Genomic DNA, 20678 nt, shown 5'->3' on the forward strand with positions numbered 1-20678 from the left:
ATTCCGATAGCCGATTATTTTTGCCTAAGTATCCAGTTTTGCCCGGTAAAATCGGATACTTATGCAACTCTCCTGAAAGACTACTTACGCTCCCTAAACAAGCCCTTGTATAGACAGACAAATGCGCTCTGAAGTGGCATAATAGTCAGCTTAATATGTCTTGTTGATTGAAGATCAGGAGTCCTAGGTATGTCTGAAGCAATCTCTGTTACCCGCGCCTTATTTGATGATGTGATGGTGCCCAATTACAACCCTGCAAACTTTATCCCAGTAAAAGGGGAAGGTTCCCGAGTGTGGGATCAGGAAGGTCGTGAGTACGTTGACTTTGCTGGCGGTATCGCCGTCAACTGCCTGGGCCATTGCCACCCTGCGATGGTGAACGCACTAACCGAGCAAGGCCAGAAGCTGTGGCACCTGAGTAATGTGCTGACCAATGAGCCGGCGATCCGACTGGCGAAGAAACTGACAGACGCGACTTTTGCTGAACGCGTTTATTTTGCCAACTCTGGTGCTGAGGCCAACGAAGCGGCCCTCAAGCTGGCGCGTCGCTGGGCGCTGGAAGTGCATGGTGAAGAGAAGCAACAGATTATTGCATTCCAGAAAGGCTTCCATGGTCGTACTTTCTTTACTGTAACCGTGGGCGGCCAGGCTGCTTACTCGGATGGCTTTGGCCCTAAGCCGGGTGCGGTTGAACATGTCGAGTACAACGACCTGGCGAGCCTGGAAGCCATCATGAGCGATAAAACATGCGCTGTGATGATGGAGCCGATGCAGGGTGAAGGTGGTGTGATCCCTGGCGATGAAAGCTTTCTAAAAGGCGTGCGCGAGCTGTGTAATAAACACAACGCGCTGTTAATTTTTGATGAAGTACAAACCGGTTTTGGCCGTACTGGCAGCTTGTATGCCTATCAACAGTGTGGTGTGACCCCTGATATTCTGACCTCAGCCAAAGCCCTTGGCGGTGGATTCCCAATTGGTGCCATGTTAACCACAGCTGAGATTGCTGCTCATCTGAAACCAGGCACTCACGGCAGTACCTACGGCGGTAATCCACTTGCCTGCGCGGTATCAGAAGCGGTCATGGATGTGGTCAACACCCCGGAAGTACTGGATGGTGTTAAACGCCGTGAGCAAATGTTCCGTGATGCGGTACAGGCGATTAATGAAAAATACGATGTGTTTACCGAAGTCCGTGGTCAGGGCTTGCTGTTAGGCGCTGCACTGAATGACAAATTCAAAGGTAAGGCACGCGAATTTTTACTGGCTGCTGCTGAACATGGGCTGATGGTTCTGATTGCTGGTGCTGACGTGGTTCGCTTTACACCATCGCTGGTTATCCCGGAAACGGATATCGCCGAAGGTATGCAGCGTTTCGAAAAGGCTGTTGCCCAGGTGGTTTCTAGCCATGGCTAAGAAGCAGGCAGCCGAGCGGCGGCACGCTAAACCGGGTCAGCTGATTATTCGCCCAATTCGTGAGTCGGACTATGCTGCGCTGTATGACTGCGCGGTGGAGTCCGGCCACGGGTTTACTTCGTTACCAGTGGATGAAACCTTGCTGCGCAACCGCATAGCGCGGGCGCAGGAGGCGTTTAGTAAACAGGATCTGAGTACCCCAGGTGAAGACGGCTACCTGTTTGTGATGGAAGACAGCAACGATGGTAGTATTGCCGGTGTCGCCGGGATTGAAGCCGCCGTCGGGCTTAGCGAAGCCTTTTATCATTATCATTTAGGCAAAGTTGTTCATCACTCGCCGAAGCATAATGTCTACAACGCGCTGCAAACATTGACGCTATGTAATGATTACACTGGTGCCACCGAGCTATGCACCTTGTTTTTACGCGAACCCTACCGGTTTGGTCGTAACGGGCGGGCGCTTTCTAAATTCCGTCTGCTGTTTCTGGCCCAGTTCAGTAAACGTTTTTCATCCCGGGTTTTCGCTGAAATGCGTGGCGTTTCGGATGAGAACGGTCGTTCGCCATTTTGGGCGTGGCTGGAAAAGCACTTTTTTACCATGGACTTCCCCCGCGCCGATTACCTGACAGGTATTGGTGACAAGACCTTTGTCGCTGAACTAATGCCGCGCTTTCCTATCTACGTCAATATGTTAGATAAATCGGCCCAGGAAGTGATTGGAAAGGTGCACCAGAACACCCTGCCAGCGCTTAAGCTGCTACAGTCTGAAGGACTCCAGTTCCGCGACTACATTGATATTTTCGACGCCGGCCCGACCGTGGAAGGCGATCTCAAACAATTGAAAACAGTTCGTAACAGCCGATTAATGAACGTCGTCGTAGGGCAGCCGGAAGTGGCTGAAAGTTACCTGTTGTGTACCTTGCAGGTAGAAGACTTCCGGGCCTGTCATGCCGATGTCAGCTGCCAGGGCGATGATGTCATTATTGACCGTCGTGTGGCCGAGGCGCTGCAGGTGGAAGACGGCGATTCGTTGCGAATAGCACCTCTGTAAGGAGAGTTAAATGTCAGTTACAAATGCACAATCAGGCCTGTTTATTAATGGCCAATGGGTGGCTGGTCAGGGTGAGCTATTACGCTCCGTTGACCCGGCCCGTAATGAAGTTATCTGGGAAAGCCGTTGTGCGAATCCGGCCCAGGTTGATGAAGCCGTGGCCGCAGCACGCGCTGCTTTCCCGGCTTGGGCGAAGCGCACCTTTGAAGAGCGTCTGGCTATTGCTAAACGTTTCGCTGAGTTACTGGAAGAAAACAAAGCCGATTTAGCGATGACCATTGCTCGTGAGACCGGTAAGCCTTATTGGGAAACCCTGACTGAAGTCGGCGCGATGATTGGCAAGGTGAGCATTTCTGAGCGCGCTTACCATGAGCGGACGGGTACGGTAGAAAACCCAATGCCGGGTGCCAAAGCATTTATCCGCCACCGTCCGCACGGAGTCGTCGCGGTCTATGGCCCGTATAATTTCCCTGGCCATTTGCCTAACGGCCATATCGTGCCCGCGCTGATTGCCGGTAATACGATTATTTTCAAGCCCAGTGAAATGACCCCAATGGTAGCTGAAAAGACGGTCCAGCTGTGGCAGCGTGCCGGTCTGCCTGATGGGGTACTCAACCTGGTTCAAGGCCTGGTTGAGACGGGCAAAGCGCTTTCACAGAATGCGCAAATCGACGGCTTGTTCTTCACCGGATCGTCGACCACCGGCAAGCTGTTGCATGAACAATTTAGTGGTCAGCCAGGTAAAATTCTGGCTCTTGAGATGGGTGGCAATAATCCACTTATCGTCAAAGATGTGGCAGACGTTGAGGCCGCGGTGCATGATATTGTCCAGTCAGCCTTTATCACCAGCGGACAGCGTTGCACGTGCGCGCGTCGTCTGTTTATTGAAAACTCTGCCAATGGTGATGCCATTCTTGAGCGCCTGGTAGAAGTGACCAAGACTATTCGGGTGGGTGATTACGAGGCTGACCCTGCACCTTTCATGGGCGCCATGATTTCGGCAAAAGCGGCCGCTGGTATGGTCAAAGCACAGCAGGATATTGCTGCGAGCGGGGCCAAGGTGCTGGTTGAAATGACCCAGCTCGATGCGGAGAAAGGGTTTGTCACACCGGGCATCATCGACGTCACCGACGCTCAGCCACTGGTCGACGAAGAACATTTTGGTCCGTTGTTAAAAGTCTATCGTTACAATGAGTTAGACAAAGCCATTGCGGAAGCTAACAACACCAGCTTTGGTTTATCGGCAGGCTTGCTTGCGGATGACAAAGGCGTGTACGATGACTTCTTACTGCGGATCCGTGCTGGTATTGTAAACTGGAATAAGCCTATTACAGGCGCCAGCAGTGCGGCTCCATTCGGAGGTATTGGCGACAGTGGTAATCACCGTGCCAGTGCCTATTATGCGGCAGACTACTGTGCATACCCGGTCGCCTCAGTGGAAGCAGAGAAAGTTCAGCTTCCGGAAAAACTGGCACCGGGTCTGACCTTTTAAGTAAGCGCGCAACCTTAATGTTCTAAAACGCCAGGTAGCCAGTTGGCTACCTGGTGGCAGGAACCGAAGCCTAATTATGATTGTTGAAAGTGATGGTTATGTAGAGCTCATTCAATACCTGACTGAGCATCTGGAAATGTTTGAACATCCTTCTGATGGTGCAGAGCGCGCTAGCTTCACCGTGCGTGAACAGCTGGAAGACTCTTTGTCTGACAAGATTATGCGCGTCAGCCAACAACATGATGTAAGCCAGGAGCTACGCTTCGATATTGTGCGCGAGGCAGATGCTATTCTGTATGATCTGGAGGAAGTGTTGGCGTCGGTATTAAATCAGCAGCCGACACCGTCGCAACAGACATTTATCGAGGAGTTCACCGGCCTGGTGAAAAACCTGCTCGATGCCCGCATTAGTGAAGCAGGCGGTTAGCCTGCTTCACTTTTATTAATCGCCACTCCCTTTCTGACGTCGCTCGATAAGCTCTGCAATAAGCGGCGTTAGAATCAATTCCATTGCCAGCCCCATCTTGCCGCCCGGCACTACCATGGTATTGATACGCGACATAAAGGCGCCGTCGATCATCTGTAAATAGTAGGGGAAGTCGACGTTACGCATGCCACGAAAGCGAATAACGACAAAACTCTCATCCAGAGAAGGAATGTCTTTGGCACTAAACGGGTTCGAGGTATCAACGGTAGGCACGCGCTGAAAATTGATATGAGTACGCGAAAACTGCGGCACTATATGGTGAATGTAGTCATCCATGCTGCGCACAATGCTGGTGGTCACCGCTTCTCTCGAATGGCCACGCTCTGAAGTGTCGCGTAGCAGTTTCTGAATCCATTCCAGGTTAACGATAGGGACCATCCCTATGAGTAAATCCACGTGCCTGGCGACGTCGTAGTTTTCGCCCTGAACGCCACCATGAAGCCCCTCATAGAACAACAGATCAGTCTCCGCTGACAATGGCTCCCAGGGGGTAAATGTGCCTGGCATTTGGTGATAAGGCACGGCATCGTCGAAACTGTGCAGGTAGCGGCGAAGTTCGCCGGTGCCAGACTGGGAATAGTCCGCAAAAAGTTTTTCCAGGCGCTCAAAGTCATTTGCCTCAGGGCCAAAGTAACTAATGTGACGGCCTTGCTCCTGCGCTCTGCGGATAGCCAGATCCATCTCTGGTCGCGAAAACCGATGAAAGCTGTCCCCTTCAATAAAGGATGCGTTGATCCCTAGGTTTCTGAAAATATGACGAACAGCCTGACCTGTGGTCGAGGTGCCAGCACCGGATGAACCGGTGACGGCAATAATGGGATGCTTCGCTGACATAACACACTCAATTTTTAGTTACTAAGATTAGTAATGGGGTGGACGTTCATCCACCGGGTTGGTGTCTTCACTTTGCTGGTCCTTGATTTGACTCAGACGACCTGCCAGCAATTGCAAATGGCGTTTAAACGTAGCTAGTTCGTGGTTTTGTTCGGCAACCAGCTGGTTCAGTTGTTCGATAGTTTCTTCCTGAAAAGCCACCTGGCTTTCCAGATCCATCATTCGCTTCTCAAGCTCGAGTTCTTTCAAATTAGCACACCTGACTGTAATGACTGATAGCGGCGCCTGTTTATAGGTTAAAGGCTACATTAGCGCGCCTGGTTCTCTAGTATACCCTGAAGGCGCCAACGTTCGCCAAACCCCGCGCTGTTTTCACTCACTATCTCGTCGCTGCCATCGATAAACGCCACAGCAATCACCGCTGCCCGTGGCGGGTAATCGTCCTCGCGCCCTTTAACCTGGCTACTGGAAAGGCGCTCTCCATCTTCCACTCGCCAGACTTCGACATGGCGTGAGGGTGAGCCGGTAACCAGGAATCGCCCGTCCGCCGAGAAGTCTGCACTAAGAAATGATTTGTGCCGACTACGATGACGTAATTCGCTGATTTTTTCCGCGCTTGTCAGATGCCAGATGTGTGCGGTCTGCGCACTGGCGGTGAAAGCCGTGCTGCCATCCGGGTTGAAGCGGACCAGCGCTATCCGGCCGTCTCCGGGGAATCTTTGCAACACCTGACCGCTACCGGTGTCCCATAGCAAACTCATATGGTCATCGGCACCACTTATTACATAGCGGCCATTGGCGCTGATGTCGACACTGTTGATGCGTTCGCTATGACCGAGAAACTCCAGGCGTCTGCCCGTTTCCGGCTCAAACACCACCACTACACCGTCGCTACGGCCAATAATCAGGTGCCGACCCTGACTGGAGACCGCAACGTCACGAATACCTGCCTCTTCTAAGCGCCAGTATCCGCGGACTTCACCGCTATTGGTATCCCAAAGTGCGATGGTTTCACGGCTGGCGGCGACTGCAACGCTTTTATCGGCAGCCAGCGCCACGGCCCGGATTTGACTGATACCGTCTTCGTCCTGCTGCCAATTATGTTTACGTTCATCGGTGGTCAGGTCAAAGAGCATAAGACCATGTTCAGCGGTGGCAACGAACGACAATTCACCATCCGGGGAAATGGCGGCAGCCTGGGTTCGCGAAGGCGAACGCTGGTCACGCTGGAGCTTTTCTGCAGACGGTGAGCAGGCACTTAATAGCCAGCCACTTAGGAGAAGACCTACTACAATAAAACCTCGTTGAGCCCGCGTTGTCATTGGTCAGCCTCTTGTAATCTGTGTACACTAAGCTCACTATACCAGTGATTTAAATCACTCCCTAATAAACCGATATATAAAGAGACGTGGAATTTAATTATATGAAAACCTTGCATAAAGTCTTCGCCGTTTCGGCGTTAACCCTAGCGCTGAGCGCATGCGGCGAAAGCCAGCAAGCGACGGTTGAACTGGAAACTGAAGAGCAACGTCAAGCCTATGCACTGGGTGCCTCGATTGGCCTTTACGTTGAAGAAAACCTGCGTCAGCAGGAAGAAGCCGAAATCGAGCTGGACAAGGACCTGGTTATCACAGCGTTTAATGAGAGCGTTCGTGGCGAAGGCCGTATGGACCAGGAAACCGCCGAAGATATCGTGATCGAGCTACAACAGCAGGTCATGCGTCAACGTCAGGAAGTTGTCGGCGGACGGGCACTGCGTGAAGGTCAGCAATACCTCGAAGAGAACGCTCAACGCGAGGGTGTTGAGGTGACTGAGTCCGGTTTGCAGTATGAAGTCGTGCGTGAAGGTGAAGGTGAGCGTCCAGCTGCTGAAGATGTAGTTGAAGTGCATTATGAAGGCACACTGGTTAACGGCGACGTGTTTGATAGTTCGTATGAACGCGGCGAGCCGGCAGTATTTCCCCTCAACCGGGTGATCCCGGGCTGGACCGAAGGTGTTCAACTGATGCGTGAAGGCGCCCATTATCGTTTCGTGATCCCAGCAGAACTGGCTTACGGTGACCGCGATGTCGGTGGTGCCATCCCACCAAATTCGACCCTGATTTTCGAGGTTGAGTTGGTCAGCATTGTAGATCAAGACGAGCAATAAATGCCCAAACAACAAAGGCCAGCGTGACTACGCTGGCCTTTGTTTTAGCATTACAAATTTGCTAAGAAAGTTACCCGTCAGCTCAGGCGAATACGGCCTGCTCTTCTAACGCATGCAGTAAACGGTCTTCAAGTTCCATACGAACCTCAAGGGCTTCACCTAGCGCAGACAGGTCATTGTCGAACTCACGCAATGGATCGTTTTCGTTCACTTCTGCGTACTTGTCATTGAAGTTAAGCACGCGCTCCGTGGTCACCGTAATCAATGGGTACACCTGCACGGCCGTGGCACGGGCTGTCTCGCTTTGCACATCCGCCTGGGTTAGTAAATGCTCGTAAATTTCAAAGTGGCCAGTGGATACGTAGTCAACCAATACCTCGCAAAACGCTTTAATGTCAGTTGTTGACGGCAGACCATCTGCACTTTTATAAGGCGGAAGCCCTGCCATCCGGCAGTATTGAACAAGCATTTCCTGACGTTCTTCGAGCCAATGGTCAAGAGATTGATGGTGACCTCCCCAGCGCTGGCGAGCGGATTCATTGCGGCGTAACATGGTGACCTCCGGTCTTTAATCATTTGGGTTGTTCGAACTATCCAGCGGACAACCAATTAGATCAATTTACGTTGCAAGACCGCTGGGGGTCAATTCTTTTCGGCTGTCTTTACACGGATTTACGCAGGAGCATACATGATTATTCCACGGCCCGGCCACATGCCGGATGAAGACTCTATCATTATGATAGTTAAGGAAAATTTAGTTCTTCAGAGGGAGGGGGCTAACCCGCTTCCAGTACTGTCGAAGCCTGTTCGGGCGCAACTATGGCAGTCTGCTCAGTATCTGGCCAGTATTGGAAGTTACCAGGGACGAGAGGTATTTCTGGTGGTCCCCGGGCAGGATGTGACTTTCGATGGCTTCGAATTCTTACCATTACGCCGCTTGCTCAGTCACTTCGACAGCGCTTTGTTCGCTATCGCCGGACGAGCCTGTCAGGTCGCTTATTTCATTCGCACGCATAACTTTTGCAGCCATTGTGGCGACCCATTGCAAGAGGTCGAAGACGAACTTGCGGTCTATTGTGCAAGCTGTGACTACCGTACCTACCCGCGCATTTCACCCTGCATTATCGTCGCGGTTTTTCGCCAGGACCGGGGTAAGAACGAGATCTTGCTGGCCCGGGGGATACGCCATCCGGAGGGGTTGTACTCCGTGTTAGCAGGCTTTGTTGAGAGCGGCGAAACGCTGGAGCAGACAGTGCAGCGTGAAGTTTATGAAGAAACCCGGATTCTGGTCGATAACGTAGAATATGTGACCAGCCAGCCCTGGCCGTTCCCGCACTCCTTGATGGCGGGTTTTGTTGCGCAGTATGCGGGTGGCGAGTTGCAAGTGGACGATGTTGAGATTATCGAAGGCGACTGGTTTGAACTTGATCAGTTACCACAAACCCCACCGGCGGGCACCATCGCGGCGCAGCTGATTGAAGAAGTTCGCAGTCGGCTGCAAGGCTTGGTAGAATCGCGCTAGAACTTTTAAACGATAGGAAGCGGCATGAGCAACACCTTGAAAAATGATCGGTATTTACGCGCCTTAGCAAAGCAACCCGTGGATCGTACGCCTATTTGGATGATGCGCCAGGCTGGCCGCTATCTGCCTGAGTATCGCGAAATTCGCAAGCAGGCAGGTGACTTTATGACCCTGTGCCGCAACCCTGAACTGGCTTGTGAAGTCACTCTGCAACCGTTACGACGCTTCCCGCTTGATGCTGCCATTTTATTTTCGGACATTCTTACCATTCCTGATGCAATGGGCCTGGGCCTTTACTTCGAGCAAGGTGAAGGTCCTCGTTTTGAACGTCCTTTACGCTCGTTTTCAGACATTCAGAAGCTTCCGGTACCGGATCCTGAACAGGAGCTGCGTTACGTGATGGATGCTGTTCGCACCATCCGCCGTGAATTAAAGGGTGAGGTCCCACTCATCGGTTTTTCCGGTAGCCCCTGGACCCTGGCCACCTATATGGTTGAAGGTGGCAGTACCAAAAACTTTGCCCTGATTAAAGAAATGGCGTTTGCTGAACCGGAAGCCATGCATCTGCTACTGCATAAGCTGGCGCAATCGGTCACCAGCTACCTCAATGCTCAAATTGCAGCGGGCGCTCAGTCGGTGATGATTTTTGATACCTGGGGCGGTGTGTTGTCACCACGTGACTACCGCGAATTCTCACTGACTTATATGAAGCAAATCGTTAACGGTCTTACTCGCGAAGCGGATGGGCGTAAAGTACCGGTCACTTTATTTACCAAAAATGGCGGTCAATGGCTTGAAGCGATGGCAGCCACGGGTTGTGATGCGCTCGGCGTGGACTGGACTACTGACCTTGGTGACGCGCGGGCGCGGGTTGGTGATAAGGTTGCTCTGCAAGGCAATATGGACCCGTCCGTGTTGTATGCGTCGCCGGAGCGTATTCGTCAGGAAGTGCAGATTATATTAGACAGTTACGGCAGCGGCAGCGGGCATGTCTTTAACCTCGGTCACGGTATCCACCCAGGGGTCGACCCTGAGCATGCCGGTGCGTTCATTAAAGCCGTTCAGGAAATGAGTGCAGGCTACCACAGCGAAGACTGAAGCTGATTTTGCGACCAGTTTCATTTTATAAGCGTTGAGGAGTGCAGTACTGAAAGACCAATACGTTACAATGGCGGTCGCATATCAGGATCTTCAGAATTTAAGCTAGAGGGCAGTATGGCAAAGCGTTATATAGTCACGCCACTTTCGTTGGTTGTAGTGTTGTTAGCCGTTTTCGTTGGCTATTTGTACTTTTTCGGCGAGGACGAGGCAGTAGATGTTCGTCCAGACCTGACTCAGCCTGTGGTTGTCCATGAGGTGAGCATGGTCGAATTCCGCGATATTATTGAAGGTCTCGGAACCGGACAGGCCAGTCAATCAGTCGATATCATGGCACGGGTGACGCAGAATGTTCGCGAACTGTACTTTAGTGATGGGGACGACGTTGAAGAAGGTCAGGTGTTGGTCGCCCTGAATGACCGTGAAGAACGTGCACGGGTTCAGGAACTGGAGTTCCGCTTAGCGGATGCCCGCCGCCAACTGAATCGACTGCGTGAACTGGCAGCTGAGAACGCTGCATCACGGAGTATGATCGATGAACAGGAAGTTCGTGTTGAACAAACCAGCGCGGAACTGGAAGTGGCGCGCGTACGTTTAGAAGAAATGACCATCGAAGCCCCTTTTAAAGGCCGCCTCGGTATCCGTCAGGTGAGCAAAGGGTCTCTTGTGCGGCCCGGCGATGTTATCACCACACTGGATGATATTTCACCACTATATGTTGACTTTAGTGTGCCGGAAATTTACCTGCCGAGCCTGGCAGCCGGGCAACGCGTGATCGGTTTATCGACAGCCTATCAGGGCCGTGAATTTGAAGGTCGCATTGTCAGCCTGGCGTCACGGGTCGACCCAATTACCCGCTCAATTAAGGTACGTGCTTCAATCCCCAACGAAAACCGGGAGCTTCGCCCTGGAATGTTAATGCGTGTCCGTCTGGAACGTGAAGTAGCAACGACTCTGATGATCCCTGAAGCTTCCGTTATCCCCATTCGCAATGAATTCATTGTGTTTAAAGTGAATGAAGACAATGTGGCCGTGCGCACCAACATCGAGATTGGTCGCCGTCAGCCTGGTTGGGTCGAGGTATTGAGCGGCTTAGGTGAAGGCGACATTATCGTAAAAGAGGGTGTGGTGCGTCTGCGCGACGGCTTACCTGTGTCACCACGGGAGCAGTAAGCCATGTTTTTATCTGATGTATCGGTAAAACGTCCGGTCTTTGCAACCGTACTCAACCTTCTGCTGGTGATTTTCGGTGTGGTGGCCTTTCTCTCGTTGCCACTTCGTGAATACCCGAATATCGAGCCACCGGTTGTTTCAATTAGTACCAGTTACCCGGGTGCTAACGCTGAGATCATGGAGCGTGAAGTTACCCAGCGTATAGAGCGCGGTATCAGTGGTATAGATGGTATTCGCTTTATTGATTCACGCAGCCGTAATGGTAGCTCGCGTGTCACTATCGAATTTGACTCGGGTCGCGACATTGACTCGGCGGCGAACGACATCCGTGAGCGCGTGCAGCGTATTATGCGGCGGCTACCAGAGCAAATTGATCCACCCCAAATATCTAAAGCAGGGGCCGATGAAGATACCGTAGTTTGGTATAACCTGCGCTCCGAACTCATGACCAGCGAACAGCTGACCGACTATGCCCGTCGTTTTATGTTGGAGCGGCTGGCCATTGTGGACGGTGTATCCAGTGTTAATTTCGGTGGTGAGCGCCGCTATGCGATGAAACTGTGGCTTGACCGCGATGCGATGGCGGCCAGGGATGTGACAGTCACCGATATAGAAAACCGCTTACGTGCCGAGAACGTCGAACTCCCTGCGGGCACATTAGAATCTGTTGATCGTGAATTCGATGTTCGGGTAAGTAGAGCCTACCTTTCCGCGTCGGATTTTGAGCAGCTAACCATCCGTGGTGGTGGCGACCGGGGCTACCTGGTTCGTTTAGGAGAGATCGCACGGGTGTCGCTGGAGGCGGCTAACGACCAATCGGTGTATCGCTCGAACGGGGTTAACATGCTCGGTATTGGCATAGAACGCCAGTCTGAAGCCAATACACTTGAGGTTGTACGTAACGCAGACCGCGAAGTGGAACGTATTAAACAGACGCTTCCGGCAAGTATGGAGCTGGTGAAAAGTTACGACAGCTCGACCTTTATCGAAGACTCGATATCGGAAGTTTACAACACCCTCTTTATAGCGATGGCGATGGTCGTCATCGTAATTTACCTGTTCCTCGGTAATCTCCGGGTCACCATGATCCCTGCGGTTACAGTACCGGTGGCGTTGCTATCGTCCTACATTGTACTGAGCGCAATGGGCTTCTCCATTAACCTGCTGACCTTATTGGCATTGGTCCTTGCTATCGGTCTGGTGGTCGACGACTCCATCGTTGTGCTGGAGAATATTTACCGTCGCGTGGAAATGGGCGATCCGCCTTTGCTTGCCGCGTATCGGGGAGCACGTGAGGTTGGCTTTGCGGTTATAGCGACCACGATGGTCCTTATATCGGTATTTTTACCCTTAATGTTCCTCGACGGTAACCTCGGTCTGCTGTTCTCCGAATTCGCGGTAGCACTTGCAGCGGCTGTCGGTTTCTCCAGTATTACCGCACTCTCGCTGTCACCCATGCTGTCGTCGAAAATTCTGAAAAAGGGTAACAAACGTAAGGGCTGGTTCCGCCGTCTGTTCGATAGTGGTTTTGCTAAGCTCGAGTCCGGCTATGAAAAAGGGCTACGGCGCACCATAGGACTCCCCAGCATGGCTTTCCTGGTGGTCGCCTTGGCTATAGCAGGGTGTTACGTGCTGTTTGGCCAACTGGGTCAGGAATATGCGCCACAGGAAGACCGCGGCAGCTTCTTCGTTATCGTGCGTGGCGCTGAAGGGGCGAGCTTTGAATCGAACCGGGTCAATATGGAACGGGTTGAAGAGGTGCTGTTACCCTATGTTGATCGGGGAATGGTTGACCGTCTGATTGTGCGGGCGCCTGGTTGGGGCACCAGTGCGGGGGTCGCGATTGTAAATGCGGTGCCGCATGGTGAGCGAGACTGGGGCACAGCCGAACTGATGGCGGAGATCCGTGAAGGCTTAAATGAAATTCCCGATGTGATAGCCGTCGCCAACATGCGCAGCTCCTTAGGCGGCGGTGGCGGTGGCGGACGACCCGTTCGTTTCGTATTGCAAGGACATGATTTTAATCAGTTAGCAGAGTGGCGCGATATTGTGGTGGCGCGGGCAGAAGAGAACCCGGGCCTGTTGCAGGTAGACAGTAATTATCGCGAAACAGTACCGCAATTGTCGGTTCATATTAATCATGACCGCGCGGCAGACCTCGGTGTATCAGTGGGCGACATTGGACGAACACTGGAAGCCATTATGGGTGAGCGGCGTGTTACGACGTACTCTGATCGGGGTGAAGAATATGATGTGATTATTGAAGGTGAGCGGGAAGACTACCAGACGCCTTCAGCGATCAATAACATCTATGTCCGCTCGACGACATCAAACGAGCTGATTCCGATGTCGAACCTGATCACGGTGACGGAAGGTGCAACCGCACCACAGTTGAACCGTTACAACCGGATGCGGGCTATTACTATTGATGCGAACCTTGCTGATGGATACAACCTGGGTGAGGCACTGGCGTTTCTTGAGCAGGTGGTTGCTGAAGACTTGCCGGAAGAAGCCGCTTATGATTACCGTGGCGAGTCGCGCTTATATAAAGAAGGCGGTAATACCATTTACTGGATTTTCCTACTGGCGTTGACCATCACCTTCCTGGTACTTGCGGCACAGTTTGAAAGTTTTGTGCATCCGATTGTTATTATTCTGACCGTTCCGTTAGCAATCTTCGGTGCCTTAGCCGGACTCTGGCTCGGTGATATGACCATCAATATATACAGTCAGATTGGTATTATCATGCTCATAGGCCTGGCCGCGAAAAACGGTATTTTGATTGTAGAGTTCGCGAACCAGTTACGTGACGCCGGTATGCGTTTTGAAGATGCGCTGGTGCGTGCTTCGACTTTACGTCTGCGTCCTATCGTGATGACAGCGTTTACCACAATTATGAGTTCGTTGCCGTTGCTGCTTGCAGTAGGCCCGGGTTCAGAAAGCCGTGCGGTAATAGGGACAGTTATTTTTGCAGGGGTGGCTTTCTCTGCCTTTATGACGCTGTTTATCGTTCCTGCGCTGTATCAGGCCATGGCGAAGAATACTGGGTCACCTAAGTTACTGGCGAACCGGATTAAGGGCTATGAAGCGGATTACCCGGATCGTCGGGCAGAAGACTTAGCACTGGAAGAAGCGAACGCTGAGCGTTAGCGATGCCACATTAGCTCGTGCTCATGGGTAGGTAAGCCATCGAGCACGTTGCGGGCAAACTGGGGGTGATTGGTAAATATACCATCCACCCCCATTTTTTTTAGTTCGTGAATATCATGCGACTCGTCGACCGTGTACACGTAAACCGGCAGGCCGCGTTGGTGGGCATCGTCAACCAGAGCCTGATCTACGAAGTCGACACAGGTATGCAGTGAATAGGCCCCAAGCTCGGTGGCGAAGGCGGCGTAGTCGAGCATACAGCTGGCATTAAGGGCACCGAGGCGAACCCAGGGGCATCGCCCATGTAGCGCTTTCAACCAGTGATGGTTGAATGAGGACAGGATTAGTTGTTCAGCCGTAAAGCCAAATTCCCCGCGGGCCCGCTCCAGCAACGGGGCAAGCAAATCTAGTGGCACTTCACCTTTTAACTCAATATTAAGTAAACAGCGCCCGCCAATCGACTCGAGTACCTCCGCAAGCGTTGGTACCGGATGTTGACCAAATACTTTTAGTTTACGGATCTGGGCGGCGGTTAAATCCTGCAGGCGCCCGGGGTGCGCGGTAAGGCGCTCCAGGTACCTGTCATGAAATACGAATATTTCACCGTCGACCGCATAGATGTCTATTTCGATGCCGTCAGCTTTGCATTCCAGTGCCCTGTGCATAGCAACCAGGGTATTTTCCGGCGCCTCAGCGCTGGCACCTCGGTGCGCGATAATCAACATCAGCGGATCAGCTGCCCCATGACCTCGCCCATTCGCGTAACGTCATCCGCCTGCAGATTCTCTTCAAAAAACATCATTTCGTCGGGGAAGGTCAGGACAACAGTTGAGCCAAGCTTGAAGCGACCCATTTCTTCGCCTTTTTTCAACGTAACGGCGTTAAATCCCTGCGCCGGATACTCCCAGCTGTGAATGCGGGGGCCGGTTGGTGGCGTCACGGTGCCAGCCCATACCGTCTCAATACTGGCTACAATGGTTGCGCCTATCAAGGTCAGCGTAAATGGTCCCTGAGCGGAATCGAAGAAGCAGACCACTCGTTCGTTGCGTGCAAACAAGCCTGGCACATTGGCTGCGGTTAACGGGTTGACTGAGAATAAGTCACCCGGCACATAAGTCATCTTACGCAAGGTACCGTCGAGCGGCATATGGATGCGATGATAGTCACGCGGAGCCAGATAAATAGTCGCAAACTGCCCATTTTTATAGGGGGCGGCGTCCGCTTCGTCGCCGCCAAGCAACTTAACCAGGCTGTAGTCATGGTTTTTGGCCTGAATAATGGAGTCGCCATCGATTTTACCGAGCTGCGACACTTTACCATCGACCGGGTGTGCTAGCTCAGAGTCGTCAGCCTGCAGGGGCCGGGCCTCGGGTTTCAGCGGTCGGGTAAAAAATTCATTGAACGTGCTGTAGTCTGACGGCTCTTCACGTACGGCTTCAGACATATCAACTTGGTAATGTTTAATAAACCAGCGCATAAAGAGCTGGGTAAAAATACCAGCACGAGCGCTGGCAAACCTTCCCATTAAACGGGAAACCGCGTGCTTGGGCAGTACATACTGGGCTTTGACTTTGAATTGGTCGAGTTTGCTCATAGGGGCATCAGGCCTGTTCTAAAGAATCAATAATTCGATGGTAATTTTGTAATCGCTCGGCGTCCAGCTTTTGCTCGGCAACGGCCGCCTGAAGTGCGCAGCCAGGATCAGTGCGATGTTTGCAGTCGCGGAATTTACAGCCACCAATATACGGCCGGAACTCACGAAAACCCCAGGTTACGCGTTCAGGTTCGATATGCCAAAGCCCAAATTCACGAATCCCAGGCGAGTCAATAAGTGCGGCATGATTTGGCAGCCGATGAAGTCGGGCAACGGTGGTCGTATGCTGGCCTAACCCTGAATTATGCGAGACATCGCCGGTCACAATAGAGGCCTGCGGTAAAATCGCGTTGACTAATGACGACTTACCGACACCTGACTGGCCGACAAAGACGGAGACATTGTTCGCCATTAAGTCGGTTAGCTGATCCAGCCCATGCTGTTCTTTTGCGCTGACCACGGCGACCTGGTAACCAATGTCGCGGTACAATGCGAGCCGGTTCTGGATATAGTCCTCGTTGACCTCGTCGATCAAATCCGCTTTATTCATCACTATCACCGGGCGAATAGCAATGTCTTCACAGGCCACCAGATAGCGGTCAATAATTTGTGCTGAAAATGCCGGAAGCGGTGATGTGACGACGAATATCTGGTCAATATTGGCGGCCACAGGTTTAATTCCGTCGTAGACATCGGGTCGGGTTAACAGGCTACGACGCTCTTCAACCGCCTCGATAACACCCTGCAAACCTTGTTCGCTTTCAGCTGCGGGACGAAATGCAACGATATCACCCGTCACCAGGCTGCCTGCTGTACGTCGTATATTGCAGCGCAAAATCTCACCTTGGTCGGTTTCGATATCAGCATGCTGGCCAAAACGACTAATGACAATTGCGTTTTGCATTGACCCGAGCTGGTCGTTTGCCCACTCGACGCTTTGCTTTGTCTCACGTTTTGCCAACCGCTTCTGCATGTTCGAGCGGACGCGGCGTTGCTGGCCTTTACTGAGTTTGTTGTTGCGACCCACTGGAATCCTTGCTTGGTTGTGCTGTTTCTTGCTTGCTATGATACAACAATTGAACTGTTCTCGCCCCTGCTTTGCAGGGCTTACCCTGGAGTTACGAATGAGCGAACCTGGCCAACGCCTGATATGGATTGATTTGGAGATGACGGGCTTGGTGCCTGAACGCGATGTCATTATTGAAATTGCTACCATAGTGACCGATAAAGATTTGAATGTGCTGGCAGAGGGACCTGTTTTTGCGATTAAGCAAAGCGACCAGACGCTGGCGTCGATGGATGAGTGGAACACCCGAACTCACACCCAGTCTGGCCTGGTTAAGCGGATCAAAGAAGAAGGTGTTGGCATGGCCGAGGCCGAGCAGCAGACCATTGCCTTTTTACAGGAACACATAGCGCAAGGGGTGTCGCCGATGTGTGGTAATAGTATCTGCCAGGACCGCCGTTTTCTGGCCCGGCAGATGCCACAATTAGAAGCGTACTTTCATTATCGTAATCTGGATGTGAGCACCTTAAAAGAGCTGGCCCGACGCTGGAAGCCTGAGGTGCTGACCAGTTTCAAGAAGCAGAATGCACACACGGCGTTGGCTGATATTCGTGAATCCATCGCAGAATTGGTGCATTATCGAGCAACTATGCTGAATTTAGAAAAAAATTGAAGGAAGGGGCTTGCAAAGCGCCTCAGGTTCAGTAAAATGCGCCTCGCAGTCAAGGGGTTGGCCCTCAACACTGCACCTGATATGCGAGTATAGCTCAGCTGGTAGAGCGCGACCTTGCCAAGGTCGAGGTCACGAGTTCGAACCTCGTTACTCGCTCCAAATTCGAAAAAAGCCGTCCGTTGGGACGGCTTTTTTGTTTATCTCCCCCGAAAACACGACTCCCCAAGGTCGCCAAACTGAGCGATACTTAGGCAGCCACTTTCTCGGGGAGAGAACCTATGCGTCTTTCAGTAACGGCAGTATCCATTGCGCTTCTTATTATTTGCGCCGCAAGCAGTAGCGCAGTTTATGGCCAGCAGATGAAGCGAACTACAAGCGACCGCCTTGTCGTGATCGGCCGTATTGAACCTACCTGCAGCGTTGACTTTAATACCGACCATCCGATGGCTCGTCCCTTTGAAGCACTTCGCTATAATTCAACAGCTCCCCAGGTAGTTGCCCAGGTGACCGTACTGTGTAATTTTCAACAGGAAACCGTGAACGTGACATATGAGTCACTTAACCGTGGTCTTCGCAACGAATTTGGCGCTGTGATTGACTATGAAAAGAGTCTCTCTGGTGTACGTGGCGGCGGTATGGCAAGTGAAGGCCCCTGGACTATTGCTCAACGAACTGGCGGGCGGCCTTACTTTTTCCGCGTATCGCCTCGTAGTATGGGACTCATATCAGGTCATTATTCAGACGTTATAGTGGTCTCTGTTTCCTCTCACTAGTCCTCTCGGGCTAGGCCCCATTGCTGAATCTCCGCTGGAAGGTATGAATCTTAGGCTAGCGACCTTGCTCCATGGTGTAGCGGTGCTTAAATAGATCGAGTCAACACATAACAAGCTAGCGACTACCATGACCTTTATAACGATTACCAATGATCGGACCTGGCTCAACCAGTGGACCGCGTTACTTGCTTTAGTTAAAACTGATCGCGCTCGCCACCATAGTATCTCGTTGCGGGAGTTTTCCCGTTTACGCCTTGAGCCCGGCAGTATTATTTTTATTGATACCCAGGCGTTGGGGATGCCCAAGTACCTGCCGTATAACCCTCACCCCAATATGGAACAGTGCAGTGTGGTTTTGACCAACACCACTGACCTATCGGATACCGCGTTGCTGCATTTCCTCAAGACAGGTTTCAGTGGGGTTATTCGCCTCGGCGAACGACCCGAATGCCTGCTTAAAGCCCTTGAAGCGATTAGCGCAGGACATACCTGGTTTCCGCGCCGTATCGTCGAGCAGGCGGTGCGTGACTATCAGCGTACCAATACCACGCCGGAACAGGTTGTTTACGAGCTGGCAGCTGCCTATGAACTTAGCAAGCGTGAGCAGCAGGTCTGCCTTGAACTTATTCATGGGCAAAAGAACTGCTACATCGCGAAAAAATTGTTCATCAGTACTCATACCGTGAAATGCCATGTCACCAATCTCTACCGCAAACTGGGTATTCGTTCCCGCCATGAAATTCTTAATTTGGTCAATCGTCGGATGCAGCGTAGCGAAGACACGGCGTTAGCCAGCTAAGGCGTGAACCCCGCCGAATTACTACCATAAATGCCATTAAATTAGGCTGCACGGCTGATCACAACAGAGGCGACTCCACGAATACTTAGGGCAGTTCAGGGCAGTCCCTGAACGTGACAAGAACCTCAACAATTGAAGACAAGGAATACAGCAATGAAAAAATTAGCAACCTTACTCTCGTTAGCAGCGGCACTGGCAACTACTGGTGCAATGGCTAACACCAGCGACATTCTGAATGTGCAAGGTACCATTGATGAGTATTGCGAACTGCAAGTAACTCCACAAGCAGGTTTTGACTTCGATAACCAATGGCACGTTGTCGGCCAGATCGGTGTTTCATGCAACAACGGCGCAGGTAGTGCGAATGTAACCTACGAAGCGCAAAGCAATGGCTTCGTACACACCAACGGCGTTGACTTTATTTCTTATGAAGCACGCAACCTGGGCTCAATTCCTTCTGGTCCTGTGACTATCCCACCAAACGGTGGTCCACACACAATTTCACAACCAGCAGGCGCAGCTCCAGCCTTTGCTAACACTGACCTTGAATACCGCGGTATTACATCAGGTGCAGAGTTGGCTGGTGACTACACCGCAGTTATGGAAATCACTGTTTCTCCATAGTCTGTAGCCAAGTGTTTGCTCTATCAGAAGCGGCCGTTAGGCCGCTTCTTCTATTACTGGAAGAGGCATATTATGAAAAAAATAATAGGAACAATGGCCTTAATTGTGTGGTTGTGTAACACCTTAGTGTCGGTGCATGCATACGAACTTCACCCGATAAGTCTGACACTTGAAGAGATGGGGCGTAACTCTAGCGGTGTCTTTCGACTACAGAACACCACCGAACGGCCGCTGACGTTTGAAATATCGGCAGCGCGGCGTGTCCTTAAGGATGGTTATTACAATGAGCTTGAAGATGCGGACGAAGATTTCATTATTATGCCGCCTCAAGCCTATATAGAACCAGGCGACTTTCAGGTCTTTCGGGTTCGTTACCTGGGCAATAAGGTACTCGATCAGGCCGTAGGCTACCGCATCATATTTTATCAACTGCCAGTTGATCTGGCGCCCGTCGAAGGCTCAGGGGTGCAGTTTGTGATGCACGTTCATGCTCCGGTTTTCGTGGTGCCCCGAGGTACAGTGCCGGAGATTTATTCTGAAATTGACTACACGGACTTGCACAATGAGACGCGCTTTGAAGCTGATTTCTTTGATCGGGATAATCCTTATGGAGTGATTGTCCTGACCAATCATGGGAATGGTATGCAGGACCTCTCGCGTGGTCAGTTACAAGTTGAATTTGAGAACGGAGAGTCGCGCACACTAACCTGGCGTGAGTTTTCTCCAGCTGTCTTTGTTCGTCATATTTTGCCTGGCGGAGAAAGTCGGATTCCGGTTGAGGGGCTTCAGCTTGGCATCGAATCACGTGCGGTGTCGGCTCAGTTCATAAGCAGTTAAGCC

Annotated in this window: 21 protein-coding genes and 1 tRNA gene; 15 read left to right on the top strand and 7 right to left on the bottom strand. The window is 51.8% G+C overall.

The window, feature by feature from the left end:
* Nucleotides 1-189 precede the first annotated feature (189 nt).
* From CWE14_RS10605 to CWE14_RS10620, 4 genes are all read left to right on the top strand, one after another.
* On the top strand, nucleotides 190-1413 hold the full coding sequence (locus CWE14_RS10605; protein WP_126799351.1) for an aspartate aminotransferase family protein: 1224 nt from the start codon (nucleotides 190-192) through the stop codon (nucleotides 1411-1413).
* Nucleotides 1406-2464: an arginine N-succinyltransferase gene (gene astA / locus CWE14_RS10610; protein ID WP_126799352.1), complete on the top strand. Its 1059-nt coding sequence runs from the start codon at nucleotides 1406-1408 to the stop codon at nucleotides 2462-2464. The genes CWE14_RS10605 and astA overlap by 8 nt, the downstream gene beginning before the upstream one ends.
* A gap of 10 nt (nucleotides 2465-2474) precedes the next feature.
* On the top strand, nucleotides 2475-3956 hold the full coding sequence (astD, locus tag CWE14_RS10615) for a succinylglutamate-semialdehyde dehydrogenase (protein WP_126799353.1): 1482 nt from the start codon (nucleotides 2475-2477) through the stop codon (nucleotides 3954-3956).
* A gap of 76 nt (nucleotides 3957-4032) precedes the next feature.
* Entirely contained in the window at nucleotides 4033-4383 is a 351-nt protein-coding gene (locus tag CWE14_RS10620) for a DUF3802 family protein (RefSeq protein ID WP_126799354.1), read from the top strand.
* A 15-nt stretch (nucleotides 4384-4398) separates the two neighbouring features.
* Here CWE14_RS10620 and CWE14_RS10625 read toward each other — a convergent pair whose 3' ends face one another.
* The 3 genes from CWE14_RS10625 to CWE14_RS10635 are packed head-to-tail and all read right to left on the bottom strand — an operon-like array spanning nucleotide 4399 to nucleotide 6599.
* Nucleotides 4399-5277 (bottom strand): phosphoribulokinase, encoded by an 879-nt coding sequence (locus tag CWE14_RS10625; protein WP_126799355.1) that lies wholly within the window; start codon nucleotides 5275-5277, stop codon nucleotides 4399-4401.
* Between the two features lie 27 nt (nucleotides 5278-5304).
* On the bottom strand, nucleotides 5305-5526 hold the full coding sequence (locus CWE14_RS10630; RefSeq protein WP_126799356.1) for a SlyX family protein: 222 nt from the start codon (nucleotides 5524-5526) through the stop codon (nucleotides 5305-5307).
* Between the two features lie 59 nt (nucleotides 5527-5585).
* A complete protein-coding gene (locus CWE14_RS10635) occupies nucleotides 5586-6599 on the bottom strand; it encodes a WD40 repeat domain-containing protein (RefSeq protein WP_126799357.1) in 1014 nt (337 codons plus the stop codon).
* 101 nt (nucleotides 6600-6700) lie between these two features.
* Between CWE14_RS10635 and CWE14_RS10640 the strand changes: the two genes are divergently transcribed.
* Entirely contained in the window at nucleotides 6701-7426 is a 726-nt protein-coding gene (locus CWE14_RS10640; protein ID WP_126799358.1) for an FKBP-type peptidyl-prolyl cis-trans isomerase, read from the top strand.
* 82 nt (nucleotides 7427-7508) lie between these two features.
* Here the strand turns inward: CWE14_RS10640 and rsd are convergent, their stop codons facing one another.
* A complete protein-coding gene (gene rsd / locus CWE14_RS10645) occupies nucleotides 7509-7979 on the bottom strand; it encodes a sigma D regulator (RefSeq protein WP_126799359.1) in 471 nt (156 codons plus the stop codon).
* Between the two features lie 135 nt (nucleotides 7980-8114).
* On the opposite strand from rsd, the gene nudC reads away from it, so the two are divergent.
* From nudC to CWE14_RS10665, 4 genes are all read left to right on the top strand, one after another.
* Nucleotides 8115-8948: an NAD(+) diphosphatase gene (nudC, locus tag CWE14_RS10650; protein WP_126799360.1), complete on the top strand. Its 834-nt coding sequence runs from the start codon at nucleotides 8115-8117 to the stop codon at nucleotides 8946-8948.
* Between the two features lie 24 nt (nucleotides 8949-8972).
* Nucleotides 8973-10046 (top strand): uroporphyrinogen decarboxylase, encoded by a 1074-nt coding sequence (gene hemE / locus CWE14_RS10655; RefSeq protein ID WP_126799361.1) that lies wholly within the window; start codon nucleotides 8973-8975, stop codon nucleotides 10044-10046.
* 117 nt (nucleotides 10047-10163) lie between these two features.
* The gene (locus CWE14_RS10660; protein WP_126799362.1) at nucleotides 10164-11219 is read left to right on the top strand and encodes an efflux RND transporter periplasmic adaptor subunit; all 1056 of its coding nucleotides are present in this window, start codon (nucleotides 10164-10166) and stop codon (nucleotides 11217-11219) included.
* A 3-nt stretch (nucleotides 11220-11222) separates the two neighbouring features.
* Nucleotides 11223-14369, top strand: a complete 3147-nt coding sequence (locus tag CWE14_RS10665) for an efflux RND transporter permease subunit (RefSeq protein ID WP_126799363.1) — start codon at nucleotides 11223-11225, stop codon at nucleotides 14367-14369.
* Here the strand turns inward: CWE14_RS10665 and CWE14_RS10670 are convergent.
* The 3 genes from CWE14_RS10670 to rsgA are packed head-to-tail and all read right to left on the bottom strand — an operon-like array spanning nucleotide 14366 to nucleotide 16990.
* Nucleotides 14366-15094 carry a glycerophosphodiester phosphodiesterase gene (locus CWE14_RS10670; RefSeq protein WP_126799364.1) on the bottom strand — a complete coding sequence of 243 codons (729 nt, stop codon included), beginning with the start codon at nucleotides 15092-15094 and terminating at the stop codon, nucleotides 14366-14368. The genes CWE14_RS10665 and CWE14_RS10670 overlap by 4 nt on opposite strands.
* Nucleotides 15094-15963: an archaetidylserine decarboxylase gene (asd, locus tag CWE14_RS10675; RefSeq protein ID WP_126799365.1), complete on the bottom strand. Its 870-nt coding sequence runs from the start codon at nucleotides 15961-15963 to the stop codon at nucleotides 15094-15096. The genes CWE14_RS10670 and asd overlap by 1 nt, the downstream gene beginning before the upstream one ends.
* Nucleotides 15964-15970: 7 nt before the next feature.
* Nucleotides 15971-16990 carry a small ribosomal subunit biogenesis GTPase RsgA gene (rsgA, locus tag CWE14_RS10680; protein WP_126799366.1) on the bottom strand — a complete coding sequence of 340 codons (1020 nt, stop codon included), beginning with the start codon at nucleotides 16988-16990 and terminating at the stop codon, nucleotides 15971-15973.
* 97 nt (nucleotides 16991-17087) lie between these two features.
* Here rsgA and orn point away from each other — a divergent pair, with 97 nt between their 5' ends.
* From orn to CWE14_RS10710, 6 genes are all read left to right on the top strand, one after another.
* Entirely contained in the window at nucleotides 17088-17642 is a 555-nt protein-coding gene (orn, locus tag CWE14_RS10685; RefSeq protein WP_126789663.1) for an oligoribonuclease, read from the top strand.
* An 83-nt stretch (nucleotides 17643-17725) separates the two neighbouring features.
* A tRNA-Gly gene (locus CWE14_RS10690) sits at nucleotides 17726-17801 on the top strand.
* Nucleotides 17802-18001: 200 nt separating this feature from the next.
* Nucleotides 18002-18415: a hypothetical protein gene (locus CWE14_RS10695; RefSeq protein ID WP_126799367.1), complete on the top strand. Its 414-nt coding sequence runs from the start codon at nucleotides 18002-18004 to the stop codon at nucleotides 18413-18415.
* Between the two features lie 127 nt (nucleotides 18416-18542).
* The gene (locus tag CWE14_RS10700) at nucleotides 18543-19214 is read left to right on the top strand and encodes a response regulator transcription factor (protein WP_126799368.1); all 672 of its coding nucleotides are present in this window, start codon (nucleotides 18543-18545) and stop codon (nucleotides 19212-19214) included.
* Nucleotides 19215-19367: 153 nt separating this feature from the next.
* Nucleotides 19368-19838: a hypothetical protein gene (locus CWE14_RS10705; RefSeq protein WP_126799369.1), complete on the top strand. Its 471-nt coding sequence runs from the start codon at nucleotides 19368-19370 to the stop codon at nucleotides 19836-19838.
* Nucleotides 19839-19910: 72 nt separating this feature from the next.
* Nucleotides 19911-20675: a fimbrial biogenesis chaperone gene (locus CWE14_RS10710; RefSeq protein ID WP_126799370.1), complete on the top strand. Its 765-nt coding sequence runs from the start codon at nucleotides 19911-19913 to the stop codon at nucleotides 20673-20675.
* Nucleotides 20676-20678: the final 3 nt, after the last annotated feature.

The organism is Aliidiomarina soli (genome assembly GCF_003986975.1).
Taxonomy (GTDB): Bacteria; Pseudomonadota; Gammaproteobacteria; order Enterobacterales; family Alteromonadaceae; genus Aliidiomarina; species Aliidiomarina soli.